Genomic DNA, 22,696 nt, shown 5'->3' with positions numbered 1-22,696 from the left:
TGCTTCGTTATGGCATCCGCATATTAACAAAATAATCCTGATGAACCGCCTCTGTGGTAGCATCTATCAGTTGAAAAAGTCGGTTCAGTTGATCCTGAGTAATCGAACGGGGATCGCTGGATGCCTGTGCATAGGTCGCGCTTGCACATTCGAACAGACGCGAGGCCCCAATAGTTCCACAAAGCCCCTTGAGCGTATGCAGCGCACTTACCATCTCGGCAGCTTTAGCCTGTGCGTGTGCTGCACCGATCTTTTCCCGCAGTTGTCCGATGTCAGTAATAAAACTCTCGAGCAAACCTTGCAACATACCCGTCTGGCTGCCTGCCAGTTTTTTAATATGTGCAACAACGGCAGGGTTCATCAGTGGTAATTCGGCGCTTGTCTGACCTGCCTCTGCTTGGGCAACAAGCATAGGAATACGCTCTATCCGTTCGGGAAGAAAGCGGTAAATCATCTCGTAGAGCGCATCCGGGTCAATCGGTTTTGTCAGGTATGCGTCCATCCCCTGCTCTATAAAAGTATCCGCATCTCCTGCCATAGCATGTGCACTCACCCCAATCACAGGCACACTGGAACTTGCTACTGCCTTGATATGTCGGGTGGCTGTAATGCCGTCCATCACAGGCATATTAATATCCATGATAATCAGATCGTAAGTAGTCTGCCGCGCATATTCATAGGCAATTAGCCCATTTTCGGCAACTGTTACCTGAGCGCCTATTTCCTCCAGCATCCACTTTACTATCTCTTGGTTGACAGCCACATCTTCTGCCAGCAGGATCTGTACGGGCTGCCGCGCTCTATATACATAACGCACCACTTCGGCAGGCGGCAACTGCACTTCTGATGTGCGCCATGCTTTGAAAGTAAACCAAAACAAACTTCCCTGCCCTGGTGTGCTTTGCAAATCAATCTTTCCGCCCAACAGTTCGACCAACTCTTTGCAAATAGCTAAACCTAAGCCTGTACCTAAACCTTTGCTGGTATCGCCCTGATAAAACGTTTCAAATAAATATTTAAATGATTTTGCATCAATACCTATCCCTGTATCGCGAATGCTGATCCGTAGTAGGTCGTAGTCGTCAAAAGACTCGGCTATCTCAGCAGTAATCGTAACTGAACCCTGATCGGTAAACTTAATTGCATTGCTGACTAAGTTATTGATTACCTGTCGCAGTCGGTTATAATCCGAAACAATGGTTGCGGGCAGATTGGTAGCTATCACATCTTCCAATACCAGATTCTTTTCGAGCGCTACCGCACTGAACAATTCTTTGACCTCCGCAATGCAACGACGCACATCCATCGGGGCAAGATTCAAGGCCAGTTTTCCGGCTTCCAGTTTCGACAGATCCAGAATATCATTGAGGATTGTAAGTAGCCCTTTGGTGCTATTCTGGATGCTTTCAACAATATGTTTCTGGCGCTCATTGAGTTCTGTACGCAGCAACATATGGGTTAGCCCTTGCAGCCCGTTCATAGGGGTGCGGATCTCGTGGCTCATTTTGGCAAGGAAGCTACTCTTGAACTCGAGCGATTTCTCGGCAACAGCCTTGGCCTGTACAACTTCTTCGACCTGCCTACGCAGCGAAATATCGCGGAGCGTAAACTGTAAATAATCTTCCTGATTGATTCGGAACGGCACAATTACAATTTCGACCCATACCCACTCACCGCTTCTTTTGCGCACCCGGGTTTCTAATAGCAACCTGCGTTGGCTGATAAATGTATGGATGCGTTTACGCATTTCGTGCCAGGAAATCTTTTCTTCAATGGTAAGAATATTGATCTCTTTGAGTTCATCGAGGCTGTAGCCCAAAAGCTCCTGTGCAGCAGCATTAGCCTCTTCTACCTGCAAATCTACAGGATCGAGCGGATTGGTTTTCAGAATCAGGATCGCATCGTAGCTGGCATCAAACAAGGTCTGGTAGCGCGTTACCAGTGCCTGTATTGCCTGCTCGGCAGCCATCCGATCGGTAATATTGCGCGAGGAAGTCTGAATACCGATAATATTTTGCTGCTCGTCAAAGATGTATTTCCAGATCGTTTCTAACCAAAGATAACGCCCCTCACTGGTGCGAATCCTGTGCGTGAGCGTATGCTCGGCATTGGTTGCCTGCATTCTCTCGGCCATCTCCTGCATTTGCAACAGGTCGTCGAGATGAAAGAAATCCCCCCACGAACGCCCAATCATCTCTTCAGGCTTAAAACCAATCAGTTTTTCAGCAGAAGGACTAACGTATTTAAAAGTGCCATTGGCATGTGTGAGAGCGATCAGTTCGCTGGTGTTTTCTGCCAACAACTGTATGGTTGCCTGACTTTCAGAAAGCGCACGCTCTTTGGCACGTTCCTGTTCGCTAAGTTCCTGATAGGCTTTGACCAGCCCTTCTAAAGTACGGATACGCTCATTTTGCTCTGTAATATCGGTAGAAAAAACAGCGATTTTGTCAATATTACCATTCTTATCTCGGATAGGGGCTTTGATCGTTCGCAGCAAATGATTCTCCCCCTGTAAATTGCAGGCCCAGTATTCGTAAACACCGGATAGCTGTGTAGTGAGTACCTCGTTATCTTCGGCTTGCTCTTTTCCCTGAAACTCGGTATCAGACATCGGTGTATCGCCATAGAACTCTTTGAACCGGCGGTTCATCCACAGATAGTTGGAGCTGACATCTTTGAGTGCAATCTGATCTGCACTCGCGTCGAGCAACTGCCTGTACATAATTTCCCGCTCTTTCAGCTTTGCCCGCACTGCCTTGTTTCGTTTCAAGGCATAGAGCAGGGTTTCTTCGGACTGTTTTTGCAGAGAAATATCTGTTACAGTTATAATCACCCCAAAAATTGCCCCTTCTTGGTCGTAGGCAGGCATGTACTGTACCTGCATCCACACTTTTAAGTGCTCTATGTAATAGTCTACTGTTGATGATTTGCCCTTTGCTGCCTTTGCATGGTTGCGCAAATAGTTTTTTCGATTTTCAGGTTCTTCTATGTTATCAGAGAGCAGTTCGCCTATCGGCGGAGCAGGTTTCAAACCAAAACGCCCTTCATAGGCACACTTATTCGCATTGATCATCCTGCCCTGCCGATCGGTTAGGTACACATTCCGATCCATTGAATCCAGAATGGCTCTCAATTGCTTATTTGAGTATCTGAGTTGCTGCTGGGCTTCGTAGGATTCGGTAACATCGCGATAATAAATCCCCACTCCGTATGTTTCACCCGTTGCGTGATCCTTAATCGGGCAATAGCGCAAGGTAAGATACTTACTCAGATAATCGTTATACAATTCCCCGGTTATCGTCTGTCCTTGTAAGGCTGCTGCGATATACTCTTCTACCTGTCGTTTTCTTTCCTCGTTGATTGCAATAGAGCTAATTGATTTGCCAAGTAGATCTGCGCTTACACCATGCGAACCGATGTAGTCTATGAATGGCTGGTTGATATGCATAACGATGCCATTTTTATCAACTAAGGCAACAAATAAGTCAATGTTATCTATGATATTCCGCAGGTGCAGCCGCTCGATGTGTAGCTGCTCGGCATAAACTCTCTGTCTTTCAGCAGCCTCATCAATGGTTTGTAAATAGCGACGCGTTTGGCTTATCTGCCGATCACGAACTTTGCTGCTGATAACAAATAATGCAGCATTCCATATACAGATGATCATGGAAGCGACCTGCCATGTCTGTATCTGCTCTATCTGTAGATTTGCAAATAGTGGATGACAAAAAATAAGTAAGGTTGCAGCTACTAAGAATATGAGTAGCCTAATGCGGCTATGGCGCGTAACGAAAGCGATCATTGCCACTGTACATAAATAAATCAGTAAAAATAGCGGATGATAACTATGACTAAACAACTCGCTAACGATACCCGGCAGCAACAGTGCCTGATAAACCATGAGCAGATTCCTGCGCGTGTGTTCATGCCTGAAAAATCTGAAAAAGGTAGATGCAGACAGTGCTAACGTTATTGCAGGCATCCAGACAAGCAGCGCTAAACCAAAACGCACTTCTGCCTGCTGGTGCGGCAGCAAATTAATTCCCCAGATGATGACAACAAGTACTAAAGGCAGCAGACGTATCTCTGCCACTTCTTTGTCCACTGCTATCTCATCCAGATCGGTCATTACTCTATCATCCATAAATTACTGCGTCTTATATAGCCGGCTTTGCCATCTTCCCATGCGATACGACACCAAATATCCTTAACTTCTGTAACGCGGAAACAATAACCTCTCTTTGCCGTCAGTATAAGTTCAGATCCTGCGGCAGGGGCGCTCATAATAAACGCCTTTTCGCTGCGAATAATTGCCTTGGGATACGATAAAAAGGTTTGTATTAGGTAAATAAAAATTACGAGCAACAGGATACCCAAACCTGCAACAACAGAAGACACCTGCTTGCGCTGCCTTTTTCGGCTTAGATAGATTACCCACAGTAAGGCCAGCCCCACCAGTAAGCTGCCCCAATAGGGCAGGTAGCGTTGTAAGGTATAGGTCATGTATTGGACATCACTGACGGTATAGTCTGAAAGTTCATAACGCGCCGCCAGATCGGTAATTTTGTTGTACAGCGCTTCGCTTTGCTGCTTTGAGTAAAGCAGCATCAGGTAGTACAGTGCCTCGTCGTAGTTCTCAGAGCCTTCGGCAATAAAGGCAGATTTGGCAAGCATCTGCGGGGAATAACTCTGGTGCACATCGAGTACCTGCCTGTAAATCAGGCCGGCTTCTGTATATCTGCCTTTTCCGTATAGCGAATCGGCTTTTTGCAACAGATTAGCAGGCGACTGCTGCGCCCATGCAAGGGTAGCACCAAGCAATGTAATAAAAAAAACCAGAAATATATTGTAGTTGATCTTTCGCATTTGATTTTCGTATCATACTTTTGTGGGCGCAAAAAAAGCAAAGACGTTGCTTTGAAAAACAATTGCCGTAAATGCTTTGTTTAGAAGGCAAAAGTAAAGATTCCGTAGCTCAGTTGGTAGAGCAATACACTTTTAATGTATGGGTCCTGGGTTCGAGTCCCAGCGGGATCACCGATAAACGACCCCAAATTGCGCAAGTGGTGAAACTGGTAGACACGCCATCTTGAGGGGGTGGTGGGCGTTAGCCCGTGGAAGTTCGAGTCTTCTCTTGCGCACAGATGATTCCGTAGCTCAGTTGGTAGAGCAATACACTTTTAATGTATGGGTCCTGGGTTCGAGTCCCAGCGGGATCACCAAAAAGCCTGACCATCTTTCGATTGTCAGGCCATTATTTTATGATGCCCCCAACAGAGTAACTGCTCAAATCAGACCAATCTCGGTAGAACCCGACGTGCTTTGCAGTAAATAATACTGAAATGAATCATCTACTGTGCTGTTTTTATCCCGTAGGAGCTGTGTTCAAATGCAAGCCAGAGAGATTGCATATTGGTAGCATTGAGAGCATCCCTGCCCCTTTTTTCTGCCTGTGAGACTGTCTAAAAAGTAACATAGACTTTAGTCTGTGATCATTTAAATGCTTGATAATCAGACAACTACAGACTGAAGTCTGTGCTATATTCAGCCTTTTTGGACAGCCTCGATTGACCCATCATGCCATTTCATAATGGTATAAAATGAATTTAACCTCGGTGTTTTCCGCGTAAAACTCGGCGATCTTTGCAATAAAAAAGCTCTACCGCAAAGGCACAGAAAGCAATTCCCTTTCGTAAGAGATGCAGCGTAAATCCGCGCAATCTGCAAAAATCTGTGTTTCAAAAAGCAGCCAAACCTCAATACTCATGCGGGTAGCGGATGTCGTAGCGGCTAAGGGTTTCTATGATGGTCTGTAACATACAATAGTTTTTGTACCAGTTTCTATCGCTGGGGACAATTTTCTAGGGTATTTCACTGCATCGTTCAAATATTTTTTCATAAACCCTCATGTAAGATCTGCGATGGCGTGTTTCTATAATATCTGCTTCCTGATATTTTCATCGCTTCATCGGAGCAGTTTGCCGCTCGTTGATGCGCTCCAACTGTTCCTTTTCAGAGATATGTAGGTAAAATTTTAGAATAATGGTATGATGATCTGTCAGCAGTCGCTCAAAAGCATTGATGTCGTGGAAGCGTCTGCTGATGCTTTTTTATCCAACTAGTTTATGAACAGCAGGCACGAGAACGTCCTCGTAGTGTGAGCGATTGAAAATCTGAATCACGCCTTTTTCGGGGCATTCGCGGTGAATGCGCCACAGAAAGTCGTGCTTGCGCTCCTCTTCGGTAGGCACTTTGAACGATTTCACGCGGCAGCCCGCCGGATTGACTCCCGAAAAAACATTTTTGACAGCCCCGTCTTTACCCGACGCATCCATCCCCTGAATGATGACTAAGACTGCATATTTTGCCTGCGCGTAAAGTTTTACCTGAAAATCTTTGAGTTGCTCCAAAAGCTGTACAGTTTGCTCGCGAACCGCTTTTTCTTGTACATCGGCAGACAGCAGCGTAGAAAATTGACTGAGTTTGATTGGTTCTGTTATCATATGCAGTAAGATTTGTTTGCATCTGTTTTTGTGAAGATACAAACAAGCACGCAAAGCCGCCGCTATCTTGTAACTTTGCGGCAATGCCATTCATCATTCGTTCAACGGGCGCGTTGCTGGCGCTCTTTTACTGTATCCATTTATCCTTTGCCCAAACTGACTACTGGCAACAGCGGGCTGATTATCAAATAGTTGCCACATTAGATGACAGGGCTGATGTCATCGCGGCGGAGGCGCTGCTTACCTACTACAACCATTCCCCGCAAACGCTGGACAGGTTGTATTTTCACCTCTATGCTAACGCCTTTCAGCCTGAATCGTACTACCACCACCTCTACCGCGCCAATGGTTCGCCTGTTCGTTTTGGCAGCAACGAAGCGGCAGGGCTGGGCACACGCATTGACGGCTTGCGCATTAACGGCGATTCGGCGCAATACCTGATTGACAATACCATCATGGAAGTGCGGCTAAATAAGCCTCTGCAATCGGGCGATTCGGTACAGGTCAAAATCCGCTTTCGCACTTGGTTTGACGACGGGGGAACAATGCGCCGCCGCCAAAAAATGTTTCGCCAATACGGGGTCAAGCATTACAACGCCGTGCACTGGTATCCCGTTGTGTGCGTGTACGACCGCTACGGCTGGCATACGCCCCAACATTTGGACAAGGAATACTACGCCGAATTCGGCAACTTTGACGTGCGACTGACCCTGCCGCAGCAGTACATCGTCGGCGCAACGGGATTATTGCTTAACGAAGATGAAGTACTGCCTGCCGCCCTGAAAAAGCGTTTACAATTGAGCAATTTCAAGAGTAAGCCGCTCTACGAAAAACCTTCTGTCATTGTTCCCGAAGAACAGGGAAAGACCAAAACATGGCATTTCACAGCGGAAAACGTGCATAATTTTGCTTTTACTGTCGACCCTACTTACCGCATAGGCGAGGTCGTACTGCGCGGCACAAAGATTCAGGTGCTGGCGCGCGAACCGCACGCCGCACGCTGGCAGGAAATCCCCGGACTTGTAGCGCTGATGATGCGGCTCTACAGCGAACAGTTTGGCGCGTATGAATACCCTTCCTTAGTCGTTGCCGATGCGCAGGACGGCACCGAATACGGCATGATGGCGATTGTCAACGGCTTCTATCCGGGCAATATCGGGCTGATTGCCCATGAACTGGCGCATCAGTGGTTTTATGGTATGCTCGCCAATAACGAAACTTATCGCGCCTACTTAGACGAAGGTTTTGCCGAATTTCTGACCGTTTGGATGCTAGAAAAACTCTACGGCGGCAAAGAAGTGCCGCAAGGCGTTAAAAGCAAAGCCGTTACGCGCCGTTTGCAGCCTTATAACTTTGGCTACGCGCGGCTGATTTACCCTTATTTAGATGCTGTTCATCAGGGTTTTGACAAGCCGCTGAATACCCATTCCAACGATTTCAACGGCGGCATCGGGCAAACAGGCGGCTATGGGCTGACCTATTCCAAAGGCGGCACGATGCTCATGCAGTTGCGTTACGTGCTAGGCGATGAACTTTTTTACAAGGCTATCGCCGATTATGTGCGGCGGTGGAAGTTTAAACACCCCTACCCCGAAGATTTCCGACAAAGCGTCGTCGCTACCACCGGACAAAACCTGAACTGGTTTTTTGACCAATGGACGGAAACGACTAAAACGACCGATTACGCCATTACAGGACTTCGCAAAGGCAAAAAACAGGGTGAATACCAACTGGAACTGACCCGCAAAGGCGAGATGCAAATGCCCTTAGACATCAGCATTACCACTCGCAGCGGCGAAGTAAAAAATTTTCACATCCCTAATGACTGGTTTCAAAAGCCGACAGCGGCAAGCATTTTACCCAAATGGACAGGCTGGGGCAGCGTACTCAACCGCCGCTATGCGGCTACCGTTCAATTAGATGCGCCGCCTGTGCGCGTAGAAATAGATACCTCGCAAACCCTTGCCGATATAGACCGCAGCAATAATATATGGCAACGACAACTCCCGCATATTCAGTGGGAACACAAAGTAAAAAATCTGCCCCGCTGGCGCGATTGGCAGTACTTTTGGCGACCTGACATTTGGTACAACAATTACGACGGCTTTCAGATAGGCGCACGGCTTTCAGGCGACTACTTTCAAAATAGAAAAAACTGGCTCATAGCCGCATGGTGGAACAGCGGCATCCTGCCTAACAACATTCCCGAAGCGGACAAGTCATTTCACCGCAAATGGTCGGCGCAGGTCAATATCAATGGCTATTATCTTTCCATGATGCCGCGCTGGCAGCAACATATTAACGCTAAATGGAATGCGGGCGTTTACAGGCATCAGGTAGGACTCTCGCGCATCATCCGCCGCCGCGACCAATACAATCCCAATTATCACCTGCTGGAGGTCAATCAGTTGACGCTCTACAGACCCGCCGAAACCGACCGCAACTACTTGCATTTTCCTGCTTTCTGGCGCACGGGGGTTGTCAATAGTACGCTAAACACATCACTAACGCGCTATTATCAAAAAAGCAAAAGCAACGGACAGGCAAAACTACTCTTGCGCAGTCCGTTTTGGATAACACCCGATAACTACGGCTATCTGGAAGGCGAATGGAAACACACTATCACAGGCAAAAAATCAGACCTGCGGATGCGCTACTACGCCCGCTTTTCACAAGGCTCTTTGCTGCATTTGGAGTCTAACTTGTATGTTGCAGGAGCGAATCCCGAACAGTTGCTAAGCAACCGATTTACGGAAGCTGTCCTTGTTTCACCTTTGTTTTTTATTACAGAAGATAGCAAGTGGAACAGGCTGCATATGGCCGGCGGTATGAACCTTAGGGGTTTTGCCTCGCAGTCCTTCGGTTCTTCCCAACGTTTTTTTATTGGCAGGCATGGCATCAGCACCAATTTAGAGTGGGATTTCAGCAAACTATTGACCGTTCGCCCCAAGTTATTGAAGCAATATGTGAAAGTAAATAGCTATTTGTTTACAGACGCCGGCATTTTGTACAACCGTTTCGACAAGATTGAATGCTTGGCAAATGCAGGTATTGGCACCTATGCGACTATTCAGACCGGAGGCGAACACCGCAATAAAAAGCCTGTGATCGTACGTATTGATCTGCCTTTTGTAGCAAGCCGCCCAATAGAGGATCGCTATTTTAGTTTGAACCGATTTATTTTCGGAATTGGTAGGTCTTTGTAGCTTTTTTCTTATCTTTGAAGTATAAAATTACATTCAAGTCCAACTAAACTTTCAAACGTTTTCAATTGTTCTTCTGATCTTGTTGTTGCACAATTGGTATTCTTGTTGGCCGTCTTAAAGCGAAAAACATCATTTTTAATTTTAAGTACGAATGCTAACTCAATTGCTACGCTTACTCGAAAAATTCTTTGCTGTGCCATGCAACGAAATTCTGTCTTGTGGGGTCTTTTTTACGAGCAGCGATTCTTCTTAACCCTTAATTTAAGGACTAGCCTATGATGCAGCCGAAAGAATGGACAGAAGAAAAGCTGATCGAGATGTGCGCCAAAGGCAACGGCACGGCACAGCGGCTTATGTACGAACGTTTTTACAAAAAAATGTACGTTGTAGCGCTGCGCTATTCTAAGACCACCTTTGAAGCCGAAGACATTTTGCAAGAGTCTTTTGTTAAGATTTTTGCGGCAATTGCGAACTTCAAAAAAGATTCTACTCTTGATTATTGGATCAAGCGCATTGTTATCAACACCGCGCTGAAACACAATCGCCGCATGCTTGACAAAATGCACATGGACGATGTGGACGACATGGTAGAAGAACCTGCATCCGAAGTCTTTGCAGACCAGTCCTACGACTTTAAGGAGCTGTTGGCCATCATCCAGCAATTATCGCCCGGTTATCAGGCTGTTTTCAACCTGTATGCCATTGAGGGGTATAAGCACAACGAAATTGCAGAAATGTTAGGCATTTCTGAAGGAACGTCAAAGTCACAGTATGCAAGGGCTAAGGCATTGATACAAAAAATGCTGGCAAAAGACGAGGAAAAGGTCTATGAAAAGCAACGAGAGAAAATTTGAGGACATATTCAGAGATGCGTTTGAAAACGCCGAATTAGCGCCCTCAGCCGAGGTATGGAAACGCATCGAACGGGAGGTGGCTAAAAAACCGCGTCTGATGACCATGCCGCGCCTGAAGCAAATCGGCATTGCTGCCGCTATTGCCCTGTTTGCCCTTTCCACTTCTTATTTTGGTTATCGCTATTTCAACGCTGCTAAACCCGTTGCTATTGAAAATACGACTACTCAACCTGCTGTAATTACCACTCCCAATACAGCTACTATACAGTCGCAAGATAATGCCGCATCCAACAATGCGCCGCAAACTGCACTTACGAACCCTACCGATGTCGGCGGACAACTGCCTGCTGTTACACAAGGCAGCGGAACTACCGGCGGCACAAACAAGCGTGTGGAAATTATTTCAGGTGCTGCGCGAAGAAATATCGCTGCGCTGCCACCGGCTGATATGCAAAACGGCAAAACTGATGCAAATAGCATCGCTTTCTTGCCTTCATCAGCTTTACAAATGTTGCCTGTGGAAGAATATTCCCTGAGCGGAAAAGCGCCTGAAAAAGTGGCTTTTGTTCCTCTTTTGTCCACCGAAGATTTGCCGATAGCAAAATCTGAGGAATCCCGTCGCGGATGGATTGGGCTGATGGTAGCACGCAACGAATTTAACCCGGGCTTCTCGCGGGTGAGTAATGTACAACCTACGCCTTTCATTACAGGGCAGTATGCAGAGGCTTCCATCATCCACAACGACCTGACAGACAGTCTGTTCAATAAAAATTCAGTGAGTTTGCAGATAGACGGCGGATACTTTATCGGTCGGAAGTTGGCGATTCGTTCCGGGCTGGCTTTTATGCGTAACTCGTACAGTGTAAATACTTCTGCTGAACTGATTTTGCCGCCCTTCCTGCAAGGCAGCGCCGCCAAAGCCAATAGCATTGAGGTACATACGCAAATGTTGAGCGTGCCGCTGCAATTAGCCTACGTTTCACAAGGTAAATTCGGCTATCAGTTCTCAGCCGGCATCGCAGGCGATATTACCTTGGGTCATACCATCCATAGCCGCCGCGTAGAAGGCGTAGAATATACCTTCGGCAACTACAAAGCATTCAATATCAGCGGATTGGCAGGAGTGGGGCTGTTTTACAACTTTACCCCCCATCTGGGCATTCAGCTAGATGCCAACTATCGCCGTAGCCTAAATTCCGTCTATCAAACCCCTCATTTACAGGCAAATCCGCAATGGATTTCGTTCGGTGGCGGGCTTTTGTACAAGTTTTAGGCAAGTGGCGTAATTTTGCCACATGAAAATACGCTTCCAAGATTTAATTCTACACGAAGACCAGGACTATATCCTGATTAATAAGCCTGCTTACATCTCAACCTTAGACGAGCGAACGATTGACAGCGCCAGCATTATCCGTTTGGCAAAAGCCTACTGGGAGGATGCGCAGGTCTGCCACCGCTTAGACAAGGAAACAAGCGGCATTCTAGCAATTGCCAAAAACCCCGAAGCCTACCGCCACTTAGCGATTCAATTTGAAGACCGTTCGGTGAAAAAGGTTTATCACGCTGTTGTGGAAGGCATCCATCAGTTTGATGGCGTAGATGTGTATTTGCCAATTGCTCGGACTTCGAGCGGTGGCGTGCGCATTGACAAGCAGGAAGGCAAGGAAGCCGAAACGATTTTCTACACCAAAGAAGTTTTCAAAAAACATACGCTGGTAGAATGTTTCCCCCTGACGGGTCGGATGCACCAAATCCGCATCCACTTAGCCTGCCTCAAAGCCCCGATTGTTGCCGATGAGTTCTACGGCGGGCATAAATTGTACCTTTCCGAGTTGAAGCGCAATTTCAACCTGAAAAAATTCACCGAAGAGCAGCCGCTGATTAGTCGCGTAGCGCTTCATGCTTTCGGGCTGGAATTTATGGCGCTCAACGGCGAACCGCTGCGTGTAGAAGCGCCCTATCCGAAAGATATTGCCGCCCTGCTGCGCCAGTTGCGGGCGAATGTGTAAATTGAAATGCTCATTCCATTAGCTTTAGCTACATATCATGCGGTTACAGTCCTTGTATTTGCAAAACTTTCGCAAAATCAGTAGTCAGCAACTGCCTGAACCTGCTATTGTTTTGCATGAGGATATCAATGTGCTGGTAGGAGCAAACAACACAGGTAAAACAAGTATTCTGCGAGCAATTCAAAAGGTACTCAATACAGCGACGTTGGAACCCAATGATTTCAATTTTTTACTGGAAGACGGCAACTTAGACATCAAGGGCGATATGCGTTTTTCTGCCAACGAATGGCAGACCTTTCTCAAAATTGCAGGCGACAGGCAGATAGCAAACGGTAACGCGGCGCTATTGGATGAGCAGATGCTTGTACGGTTGTCTAAAAAACTCAGCAAACAAACTGTTTCATTTTATAGGAATGCTGTTTTTGCCAACAGGCGTATCCTCAATCACGTAGTACGTGCTGAAATAGATTTTGTGCCTGCCAATACAATAGAACGAAGTTTAGTAGCTGATATTCAGGCATTTTTAACCAATGCAAATTTCTACGACAGCTATAAAACACCGCTGTATTTAGATTCCAAAGGCGATATAGCCGAAAAAGAGCGTTTTATGCCGCTGGCAGAGTTGGAAAAACCTTCTGCTATCGGTCAAAACAGGATTCGCGGCTTGCTCTATGCGCTCAAAAAGAAAAGCGCTGCTGATTTTGAGGACTTTAAAAGCCGTCTGCTGACCGTTTTTACCGAAATTGAAGATATAGACGTTGTTCACAATGAAGAGATTGGAGAATTTGAGTTGCGCATCATAGAAAAAATGCGCGACAACGGAACTTCAAAATCAGTCGCTTACGACATCAAACATACCGGGCAGGGCATGCAATCGCTGGCGCTGATGTTATCCGCGATTCTATTGCTCAAACCGCGCATTGTGCTGATGGATGAGCCGGAAGTACACATGCACCCAACCCTTATCCGCGATTTTACACGTTACATTAAACAATTATCTGCCAATACGCAATTTATCATGACAACCCATAGCCTTGTTTTGATGCAGGAAATGGGGCTTGATAAAGTTTTTCTATTGACGAATGAAGCCAAAGGCGTTCGTATTCATCAGGCAGTAGAAGCCAATGGCTGGCAGGAAGTGATTCAAAATCTGGGCTACACGGTAGATATCCTCAACTACACCCTGCAACCCAAAGTATTGGTGTTTGTAGAAGGCGATAGCGACAAAAAATATTTGCTTGCCTTTGCCGTCAAAGCCGGACTTTCACATGCAATCAATGAAAAAAATACAGCCTTTGTAAACATGCAAGGCAAAGGCGACCGATACAAGTTAGCCAATCTGATTCAGAAGTTGCAGGAAGGTGTGCTGACATCGCCCTGGCTGATGGTACTTGACCGCGATGAGATGAAACCCAAGGAAATAGCGGCGTTCAGAGAGAAGTATTTCAGCAGCTATCCTAACCGCCTGCATTACTTTGGCAAAAGGCAAATTGAAAACTATCTGACAGATGCCACAGCTATCAAAAAGTTAGTAGCAGGCAAGATAAAAGACGATTCTTTGCGCCAATACTGGGAACAGACAGACTTACAGACACAACTGCTGCAACTTTGCGAAACGCAAAAAGAGGACGTTTACGAAAACTTTGCAGCCGACGCTGTTATCAATGGTACAATTATTCAGATAAAAGAGATTCGTGAACTGATTAAGCAATCCGGCAGTCAAAACATCACCGATTTTGCCGCAGCGCTGAATAGTATTATTTTCAGAAAAGCGCTGGAAATTGGGAAGAATGCTGATTCTATGCGAAACTTTTTTGAACAGGAATGGGCAGCAGGCAAGTTAGATATGTGCGATGGACGCAAACTGCTCAAAAACCTGCGGCAGTGGGTAGAGAAGAACTTCCGCGTATCATTTACCGATGATGAAATAATTGACAAGATGGAAGTTTTGCCCAAAGAAATTGCTGAATTGCTCAACAAAATAATAAACACCCTATGAGCGAAAAGGAAACCCCCCTCATGCGGCAGTACAACGCTTTCAAAGCCAAGTATCCGGGCGCCTTGCTGCTGTTTCGCGTGGGTGATTTTTATGAAACCTTTGGCGCAGATGCCGTGCGGGCAAGCCGCATTCTGGATATTGTGCTGACAAAGCGTTCCAATGGCGCGGCTTCGGATGTTGCGCTGGCAGGCTTTCCGCATCATGCCTTAGATAACTACTTGCCCAAATTGGTGCGGGCAGGCGAGCGCGTCGCCATTTGCGACCAATTAGAAGATCCGCGTTTTGCTAAGGGTTTGGTCAAGCGCGGCGTTACCGAACTGATTACGCCCGGCGTCGCCTACCACGACCAAGTATTGGACACGCGCCGCAACAACTACCTCTGCGCCCTGCACTTTGCCAATGGAAAAGATACCATCGGCATTGCGCTGTTAGACATCAGCACGGGGGAGTTTTTGACTACACAAGGCAACCTTGCGCATGTGCAAAGACTGCTGCAAAATTTCGCCCCTGCCGAAATCATTTTTAGCAAATCCTGCAAAAAATTTTGGGAAGAGCATTTTATTGCAACAGGCGTTGCCGATAAAATCAGTCATTATCCGATAGATGACTGGGTTTTTCAATACGATTACGCTTATGAAAAGCTGACGCGGCATTTTGAAACCGCATCGCTCAAAGGCTTTGGCATAGAAAATTTGCCAGAGGGTATCGTAGCGGCAGGCGCGGCGCTGTACTATCTGGAAGCCACCGAGCACAAAGAAATTCGACACATTTCCGCTATTAGTCGCATTGAGGAAGAAGGTTATGTGTGGTTAGACCGCTTTACGATACGCAATCTGGAACTGATTTATCCGCAGCACGAGGGCGGCGTACCGCTGATTCAAATACTTGACCACACCCGCACGCCGATGGGCGCGCGGCTGCTAAAAAAATGGGTAACGCTGCCGCTCAAAGATAAAATCAAGATAGAGGAAAGATTGGCCGCCGTTGCCTACTTAGTTGAAAACGAGGAATTTCGGGAACAGTTGAGTCACTTTTTTGCACCTGTTGGCGATTTAGAACGAATGGTTTCCAAAGTGGCTGCGGGGCGTATCAATCCGAGGGAGTTGCAGCAACTGCGCCGTTCGCTCTTGCAGGTGCAGCCCGTCAAACTCTTGCTGACGCATGCCAACCTACCCGTTTGGAAACAACTGGCAGACCAACTCAATCCCTGTCAGTTTTTATTGGATAAAATCGGGGCGGAACTCAGCGAAGATGCGCCCGCGCTGATTAATCAGGGCAACCTCATCCGTGCAGGAGTACATCCCGAACTGGACGAACTGCGAGCGATTGCTTTTTCGGGCAAAGATTTCCTGAAACAAATTTTAGACCGCGAAGTACAGCGAACAGGCATTAACTCACTGAAAATCAATTACAACAAGGTTTTTGGTTACTATATTGAAGTCAATAATTCGCAGAAAGACAAAGTCCCTGCCGGCTGGATTCGGAAGCAGACGCTTGCCAATGCCGAGCGCTACATTACCGAAGAACTGAAAGTTTACGAAGAAAAAATCCTAACGGCAGAGGAAAAAATCGCCGCCTTGGAAGGGCAAATTTTCCGGCAGTTGGTAAACGTAGCGGCCGAATATGTGCTGCCTATTCAGCAAAATGCCAAAATACTGGCGATGCTGGACTGCCTGCTGTCCTTTGCCGATACGGCGGTTGCAAATGGTTATGTTCGCCCCATCATCGGTGAGCATCCAATCATTGACATTCGCGCCGGCAGACATCCCGTCATTGAGCGGCAACTGCCCCCAGGTGAGCAATACGTACCCAACGATGTTTTTTTAGACCCTGACAATCAGCAAATTATCATTATCACAGGGCCAAACATGTCGGGTAAGTCTGCCCTGTTGCGACAAACCGCGCTGATTGTGCTGATGGCGCAAATGGGTTGTTTTGTGCCTGCCGCCGAAGCCAAAATCGGCTTGGTGGACAAAGTTTTTACCCGCGTGGGCGCAAGCGACAACCTTTCCAGAGGCGAAAGTACGTTCATGGTGGAAATGACCGAAACGGCAAGCATTTTGAACAACCTCAGCGAGCGCAGCCTGCTCATCATGGACGAAATCGGGCGGGGAACGAGTACCTACGACGGCATTTCCATCGCTTGGGCAATCGTAGAATATCTGCACAATCATCCGAAATTTCGCCCCAAAACGCTCTTTGCCACGCACTACCACGAACTCAACGCGCTGGCAGAGGAACACGAGCGCATCCGCAATTTCAACGTTGCCGTAAAGGAAACCGGCGGCAAAGTGGTGTTCCTGCGCAAGCTGATGCCGGGCGGCAGTGAGCATAGTTTTGGCATTCACGTGGCGCAACTGGCAGGTATGCCCAATCCCGTTGTCATTCGCGCGCATGAAATCATGCGGCATCTGGAAAAGGACACCTCTCGCGAGCATCACCGCAAACAGATACAAGCCAAAATGAGCCGTATGCCCCAAACGCAAGCGTATCAAATCAGCATGTTTGAGGCATCAGACCCCAATTATGCAACTGTAAAAGAAATGGTCAAACAGTTAGACATCAACACTATTTCGCCCGTTGAGGCGCTGCTGAAACTAAATGAAATCAAGAATTTGTTAAGCAAGTGATGCAGAAAAACAGTCCAAAAATGATAGAGACCGCCAAAGCGCAGCTTACCGCCGCGCTGGTGGCAGTTATTACCCAAAAACAGACCGAAGAACAGGCGACAGAGTATATCAACGAACTGGAATTTCTGGCTGAAACGGCAGGCATCCGCACGCTGAAAAAATTCCGCCAGAAGTTGGAGCGTCCACATCCCCGCACTTTCGTCGGCAAGGGCAAGTTGCAGGAAATTCAGGCGTTTGTGCAGGCAGAAAAGCCCTCAATGGTCATTTTTGACGATGAGTTGAGCAGTTCGCAAATGCGCAACTTGGAAAAAGAGTTGAAATGCAAGATTTTAGACCGCACGATGCTCATTATTGAAATATTCCTGTTGCGGGCAAAAACCGTACAGGCGCGTACGCAGGTAGAACTTGCGCAAATGCAGTACATGCTGCCCCGCCTGACACGCATGTGGACGCACCTTTCGCGCCAGCAAGGTGGCGTGGGCGTGCGCGGTGGCCCGGGCGAGAGCGAACTGGAAACCGACCGTCGGATTATCCGCGATAAAATTGCCCTCTTGCGCGATAAGCTCAACCGCATTGAAAAGCAAGGCGAAACCCAGCGCAAATCGCGGGAGGCAATGGTGCGCGTAGCCCTTGTAGGCTATACCAACGTGGGCAAATCCACCCTGATGAACCTGCTCGCCAAAGCCGATGTTTTTGCGGAAAATAAACTCTTTGCAACCGTAGATGCGACCGTGCGCAAAGTAGTGATAGACCAAATTCCGTTTTTATTGACCGATACAGTCGGTTTTATCCGCAAGTTGCCAACTCACTTAGTAGAAAGTTTTAAATCCACGCTTTCCGAAATTGTGGAGGCGGATATATTGCTACACGTAGCGGATATTTCGCACCCTTCGTTTGAGGAGCATATCGAGGTGGTGAACAAAACCCTTGCCGACATTGGCGCAGGCGAAAAAACGACCATTCTGGTTTTCAACAAAATAGACGCTTATCAGAATCCTGAACTGGAGAACGGCTCGCCTTTTGAAGAGCATCAGGGCAAACCGATGCTGGAACAGCTCAAAAATATGTACTTGAGCAAAATGCCCCGTGCGATTTTCATTTCAGCGCAGCAGAGAATCAATATCAACGAATTGCGACAACTGATGATGCAGGAAATTGCCAAAAAGTATTTCAGCATCTACCCGAACTTCCTCAACCGCGACCAAATGCCCGCATACGTAATGTCTTACGCGCTGCCGGAGTAGTTGGAAACGCGGGTTTCTGGAACACGGATTATGCCGGTTTTCACAGATTTTTATTTTGCCGTTATTCGTGAGGACACGAACAACGGCTGGAGAATTATTGGAACACGGATCATGCTGTTTTTCACAGATTTTTATGTTGCCTATTGCAGTAGCTCGTGTCCTCACGAGCCACGGTCGTTATTGCGTGTGTCTCCACATGCGAAAAACTGTTATCGCCGTTGCGTGTGTCCCCACACGCGACAAGTGTAATCCTCTGCGTTCTTCGCGAAAAATCATAGCGCGCTTTGCGGTTGAAATTTCATCGCAAAGCGCGCCATGTGTAAAAATGCTAAGTCCGCAGACTGCCTTTGTGAGCGTTCTCCCAATTTTAAATTTTACAGGCTAATAAACCAAGGCATTGCCACGATTGGGCTTTGCCGTCGGTTCGTGTACGAAGCCATTGATAATCAGGTAGCGCACTTTTCCATTTTCTGAAAGCACAAGGTCGGGATTTTGTTCCATGCTAACCGTATCACCGGGGCGGGTGTGGTTGCCGCGCAGCAGGTTTAGCGGAATAGCTGCCGGAACGTCTTTTTCCTGCCAGTCCTGCCCTTTGTAGCGCAAGGCGGTGTATCCCTCGCTCATTAATCGGCTGAAATCGAGCTTTCTGATTTGGTCAAGGCTATACATTTCTTCGGGGTAAACCTTGCCAAAGTTCACTTGCAAATTCGTGCAGTCTATTTCGCGGTAGCCGTATAGCGTGCTCAAATCGCCGATATCATCTATAAAACACTGATAGTAGAAGCTCCGCCCGTCGGATTTTGTTTGCTCGCGGATGTCAAAAGACACATCGGCGCGATAGGCAGTGCCGTTAAAATCCAGATTGGCATTGCGCAGTATCAAGTGGCGCAGCTGTGTGCGGTTTTCGGGAATTGCCCAATACTGTTCGGTGGTGTATTGCTCGTATTCCTTTTGCGCGATGGCATACAGCGCCGAAAGGATAGAAATAAAATTCAGTTGGCGAATGTAGAACTTTTCGGGGTCGTTGGGGTAGCCGCCCGATTCTATCAGCACGGTGCTTGTACCCCATTGCTGGATGTTGTCGCCAAAGGCACGGGGTTCAAACTCATCGTTGTATTTGGCTACCTGTCCGGGAATAATGCCTTGCAAGTCTTCGTTCATCGCAGCAATCAAGCGCATGGCGCGTTCCCGCACGGGATTAATTTCTTTAGCAACGTTATAAGCGGGTGCCAGAAACGAAATCGTAGCAGGTTTAGGGGTGTAATAAGCGGTATAGCGCGTATGCTGGTCGTGCAGGTTGAAACCAAAATCGGCGTTTAGCTCGTCGCGCAGATTTTTGAGCAGTCGCGATTCGGGATTGACCAAACGCAGCGCGTCGCGGTTCATGTCTATGTCCAATGCTGTGCGTCGCTTGAAAACCTCCGACCCGTCGGGGTTCAACATCGGTACAAAATGCAGGCTCAAATTGTCCAGAATAACCTTGCGGTAGCTGTCTAACTCATCCGAAGCGCTGAAGAATCGGAAAATATCGAACAGCGCCATGGTTGCTGTCGGCTCGTCGCCGTGCATTTGCGACCAGAGCAAGACTTTCGTTGTACCTTTACCCAATTGGATGTGGTGAATCACGCGCTTTTCGGTAGAAAGTCCCAGTTCTTTTACTTGAAAGCCTTTGTCGGGCGAAAGTGCGGCGATCAATGGCTGAATATCGGTATGCTTGAAGCGGCGATAGGTAAAATAAGGCTCGCGGTAGGTCTCGTATTGTTGTTGCAGGGCAGCAACGAACGCTTTTCTGTTCATAGTTATTTTTTGGGCAAAAATGGATGCGCTCATGCAAAAGCACAAGCACAGCAAGAGTGTAAACCGATGAGTTTGCATCTTTGACGATAGTTTAAAACATGCTCCAGTGTATAATGGCATCAAAAAAATGCACGATAGCAGAAGGGCGAATCAGGAAGGCAAGCAGGAAGCCAAACAGTGCGCCGTAGAGGTGCGCCGAGTGGTTGATGCTGTCCGAGCCGCGCTTGTCGTAGAAGTAAGAATAACCCAGATAGATGCCGCCCCAGATGAAGCCCGGCAGGCAAAAGAATGCGTAGAGGCAAACAACCTCAGTTGGGTTGTAAAAAATAGTAGCAAAAATAATAGCAGAAACTCCACCCGAAGCGCCCAGTGAATTGTAATACGAATGATCCTTGTAGCGCAGATAGGTTGGAATATCCGCAGCGACGATGCCGCCGATGTAAAGTAGCAAAAAGTACAAATAGCCCAGTTTCTGCCCGTGAACTATGACAAAGTAGCGCTCGATCCAACTGCCGAAGAAATAAAACGTAAACAGGTTGAAAATCAGATGCACCCAACCGATGTGAATCAGTCCGGAGGTGATGAAACGATACCATTCTCCCCTGCGACTAATTCGGTAAGGATTTAGCATCCACTTTTCCTGTAAATCAGGGCGTGTGAATACGTATATGCTTATGCCGCCTGTAATAAGCATGATAATGACGGTCAGAGAGAGTTGCATAGATGCTTTATTTTTCGCGTTCGATAACTGATTGGGCAAAGGCGCGGATTGTTTCATGGCGGTCAGGTGCAAGCCCTGCGGCAGCCAGCGCGGCAAAACCTCTGTCAAAGTAAGCGTTCATGGCTTGCTCTGCCTGCTCGCGTACTTTGAGTTGTTCGTAAATTTCCTTGACTGAATCTATTTTTACCTGTGGATCAAAATCTTCTACAGACAGCCAGTAATCTAGCTCGCGGGTTTGCATCGGATTGGCAAGTTCCAGCGCACGAATCAGCAGGAAGGTTTTTTTATTGGCAATAATGTCGCCGCCGACCTGCTTGCCGAACTTGTCCGGTTCGCTGTACACATCTAATATGTCGTCTTTCAACTGGAAACCGATACCTAACTGAATGCCGAATTCGTACAAATTGCGGATAGTTTCGGGGGCTGCACCGCCGAGTATTGCACCCATTTCAAGGCTGAATCCGAGCAGCACAGCCGTTTTTAGGCGAATCATATCAATGTATTCTTCCATCGGTACGCGCTTGCGCTGTTCAAAGTTCATGTCCATCTGCTGTCCTTCGCAAACTTCTACCGAAGTTTTGTTGAAACGGCGCAGCAGGAGCGGCAATAGCGCAGGCGGTACACTTTCCAGCAACTGGTCGTAGGTTTTTACCAACATCACATCGCCTGAGAGCAGGGCAGTGTTGTCATTCCATTTTTCGTGTACCGTTGGCTGACCGCGACGCAGCGGGGCTTTGTCCATGATATCGTCGTGTATCAGGGTGAAATTGTGAAACATTTCAACAGTAATCGCCGCCTGAACATCGTTTTGCCAGTCGTCAGCTACGGCATATTTGCCCAACAGCACCAACATCGGGCGCATCCGCTTGCCGCCGAGCGACATAATGTAGCGGATTGGCTCGTAAAGTTCGATTGGTTTTTCGCCGAGATTCAGTTGTTGTATTGCTTTTTCAAGGGCAGCCTGTGCGTTTAGAAAATCAAATTCCATACAGTCGTTTGTTGGGGACAAAAGCAAATATAAGTGTCAAACGGCTAAGTTGGCAGTTTTTTGATAACTTAGTGTGCTTATCCGCTTCGCTATTGCAATGCCGGACAATCACAATATACAAAGCATTGAAGCAAACTAATAGCCGTCGGACAACGTTTGAAAAATTAAATAATCAGGCAAAAAAATGGAAATCAAGCAGGAAATAGTGGAAATCGTAAACAAGCTACCCGATGAAGTATTGGGTGAGATTTTACAGTACCTTCGTCAGGTAGAAAAAACCACCACAGAGAAAATACAGCTTTCGCTGAACCTTCGCACAATTCTGACCGAAGACCGGGAACTGCTGAAAAAATTGGCGAAATGATAGATTATCAGGAGCTAATTGAAATTCATCAACTACTCATACGCGAGTTTGGAGGTTTACAAGGCGTAAGAGATGAAAACGGACTAAAATCGGCTATTGAAAGACCATTTAGCGGATTTGGGAACACAGAGTTTTACCCAAGTCCAGAAGAAAAAGCAGGAGCAATCCTGGAAAGTATCGTTAAAAACCACCCGTTCATAGATGGCAACAAAAGAACAGGCTATGTTTTAATGCGCTTGCTATTGATGAATGCCGGCAAAGATATAGCAGCTACGCAGGACGAAAAGTACGAATTTGTAATTGCTGTGGCAGCAGGAAAACTTGATTTTCAACAAATTGTAACTTGGATCAAGCAACGAGTTACAAGCCGATAATACAACT

Annotated in this window: 14 protein-coding genes, 3 tRNA genes and 1 pseudogene; 12 read left to right on the top strand and 6 right to left on the bottom strand. The window is 47.2% G+C overall.

Annotated features, from left to right (window positions below; genetic code table 11):
- Nucleotides 1-7 precede the first annotated feature (7 nt).
- Both ACWIP2_RS03150 and ACWIP2_RS03145 read right to left on the bottom strand, forming a co-directional pair.
- Nucleotides 8-4,144 (bottom strand): PAS domain S-box protein, encoded by a 4,137-nt coding sequence (locus tag ACWIP2_RS03150; RefSeq protein ID WP_448518445.1) that lies wholly within the window; start codon nt 4,142-4,144, stop codon nt 8-10.
- A complete protein-coding gene (locus tag ACWIP2_RS03145) occupies nt 4,129-4,866 on the bottom strand; it encodes an SH3 domain-containing protein (RefSeq protein ID WP_448518444.1) in 738 nt (245 codons plus the stop codon). Before ACWIP2_RS03145 ends, ACWIP2_RS03150 begins: the two co-directional genes overlap by 16 nt.
- A gap of 98 nt (nt 4,867-4,964) precedes the next feature.
- On the opposite strand from ACWIP2_RS03145, the gene ACWIP2_RS03140 reads away from it, so the two are divergent.
- From ACWIP2_RS03140 to ACWIP2_RS03130, 3 genes are all read left to right on the top strand, one after another.
- Nucleotides 4,965-5,037, top strand: a tRNA-Lys gene (locus ACWIP2_RS03140).
- A 20-nt stretch (nt 5,038-5,057) separates the two neighbouring features.
- Nucleotides 5,058-5,141: transfer RNA gene (locus tag ACWIP2_RS03135), tRNA-Leu, on the top strand.
- Between the two features lie 5 nt (nt 5,142-5,146).
- Nucleotides 5,147-5,222: transfer RNA gene (locus ACWIP2_RS03130), tRNA-Lys, on the top strand.
- Between the two features lie 735 nt (nt 5,223-5,957).
- Here ACWIP2_RS03130 and ACWIP2_RS03125 read toward each other — a convergent pair.
- A pseudogene (locus ACWIP2_RS03125) lies at nt 5,958-6,503 on the bottom strand (polyphosphate kinase).
- Nucleotides 6,504-6,586: 83 nt separating this feature from the next.
- Between ACWIP2_RS03125 and ACWIP2_RS03120 the strand changes: the two are divergent.
- The 7 genes from ACWIP2_RS03120 to hflX all read left to right on the top strand — a co-directional run bounded on the left by ACWIP2_RS03120 (nt 6,587) and on the right by hflX (nt 18,445).
- Nucleotides 6,587-9,709, top strand: coding sequence for a M1 family metallopeptidase (locus tag ACWIP2_RS03120; protein ID WP_448518443.1), 3,123 nt, complete (start codon nt 6,587-6,589; stop codon nt 9,707-9,709).
- A gap of 275 nt (nt 9,710-9,984) precedes the next feature.
- Nucleotides 9,985-10,563: an RNA polymerase sigma factor gene (locus tag ACWIP2_RS03115; RefSeq protein WP_448518442.1), complete on the top strand. Its 579-nt coding sequence runs from the start codon at nt 9,985-9,987 to the stop codon at nt 10,561-10,563.
- Nucleotides 10,538-11,836 carry an outer membrane beta-barrel protein gene (locus tag ACWIP2_RS03110; RefSeq protein WP_448518441.1) on the top strand — a complete coding sequence of 433 codons (1,299 nt, stop codon included), beginning with the start codon at nt 10,538-10,540 and terminating at the stop codon, nt 11,834-11,836. The genes ACWIP2_RS03115 and ACWIP2_RS03110 overlap by 26 nt, the downstream gene beginning before the upstream one ends.
- Nucleotides 11,837-11,858: 22 nt before the next feature.
- Nucleotides 11,859-12,572 carry an RluA family pseudouridine synthase gene (locus ACWIP2_RS03105; protein ID WP_448518440.1) on the top strand — a complete coding sequence of 238 codons (714 nt, stop codon included), beginning with the start codon at nt 11,859-11,861 and terminating at the stop codon, nt 12,570-12,572.
- Between the two features lie 37 nt (nt 12,573-12,609).
- On the top strand, nt 12,610-14,571 hold the full coding sequence (locus ACWIP2_RS03100) for an ATP-dependent nuclease (protein WP_448518439.1): 1,962 nt from the start codon (nt 12,610-12,612) through the stop codon (nt 14,569-14,571).
- Nucleotides 14,568-17,201, top strand: a complete 2,634-nt coding sequence (mutS, locus tag ACWIP2_RS03095) for a DNA mismatch repair protein MutS (RefSeq protein ID WP_448518438.1) — start codon at nt 14,568-14,570, stop codon at nt 17,199-17,201. Before ACWIP2_RS03100 ends, mutS begins: the two co-directional genes overlap by 4 nt.
- Nucleotides 17,202-17,221: 20 nt before the next feature.
- Nucleotides 17,222-18,445 carry a GTPase HflX gene (hflX, locus tag ACWIP2_RS03090; RefSeq protein ID WP_448518437.1) on the top strand — a complete coding sequence of 408 codons (1,224 nt, stop codon included), beginning with the start codon at nt 17,222-17,224 and terminating at the stop codon, nt 18,443-18,445.
- Between the two features lie 381 nt (nt 18,446-18,826).
- On the opposite strand, the gene ACWIP2_RS03085 is transcribed toward hflX, so the two are convergent.
- The 3 genes from ACWIP2_RS03085 to ACWIP2_RS03075 form a co-directional block, all read right to left on the bottom strand.
- Nucleotides 18,827-20,242, bottom strand: coding sequence for a M14 family metallopeptidase (locus ACWIP2_RS03085; protein WP_448518436.1), 1,416 nt, complete (start codon nt 20,240-20,242; stop codon nt 18,827-18,829).
- Nucleotides 20,243-20,333: 91 nt separating this feature from the next.
- On the bottom strand, nt 20,334-20,963 hold the full coding sequence (locus ACWIP2_RS03080) for a rhomboid family intramembrane serine protease (RefSeq protein ID WP_448518435.1): 630 nt from the start codon (nt 20,961-20,963) through the stop codon (nt 20,334-20,336).
- 7 nt (nt 20,964-20,970) lie between these two features.
- The gene (locus tag ACWIP2_RS03075; RefSeq protein ID WP_448518434.1) at nt 20,971-21,951 is read right to left on the bottom strand and encodes a polyprenyl synthetase family protein; all 981 of its coding nucleotides are present in this window, start codon (nt 21,949-21,951) and stop codon (nt 20,971-20,973) included.
- A gap of 184 nt (nt 21,952-22,135) precedes the next feature.
- On the opposite strand from ACWIP2_RS03075, the gene ACWIP2_RS03070 reads away from it, so the two are divergent.
- Nucleotides 22,136-22,315 carry a hypothetical protein gene (locus ACWIP2_RS03070; protein ID WP_448518433.1) on the top strand — a complete coding sequence of 60 codons (180 nt, stop codon included), beginning with the start codon at nt 22,136-22,138 and terminating at the stop codon, nt 22,313-22,315.
- Nucleotides 22,312-22,689 (top strand): type II toxin-antitoxin system death-on-curing family toxin, encoded by a 378-nt coding sequence (locus ACWIP2_RS03065; RefSeq protein ID WP_448518432.1) that lies wholly within the window; start codon nt 22,312-22,314, stop codon nt 22,687-22,689. The genes ACWIP2_RS03070 and ACWIP2_RS03065 overlap by 4 nt, the downstream gene beginning before the upstream one ends.
- The last annotated feature ends 7 nt before the right edge of the window (nt 22,690-22,696 follow it).

It is taken from the genome of Rhodoflexus sp. (assembly GCF_053489755.1).
Note: the sequence above shows the minus strand (reverse complement) of the source record. Positions and strands in the feature narration are given on the sequence as shown.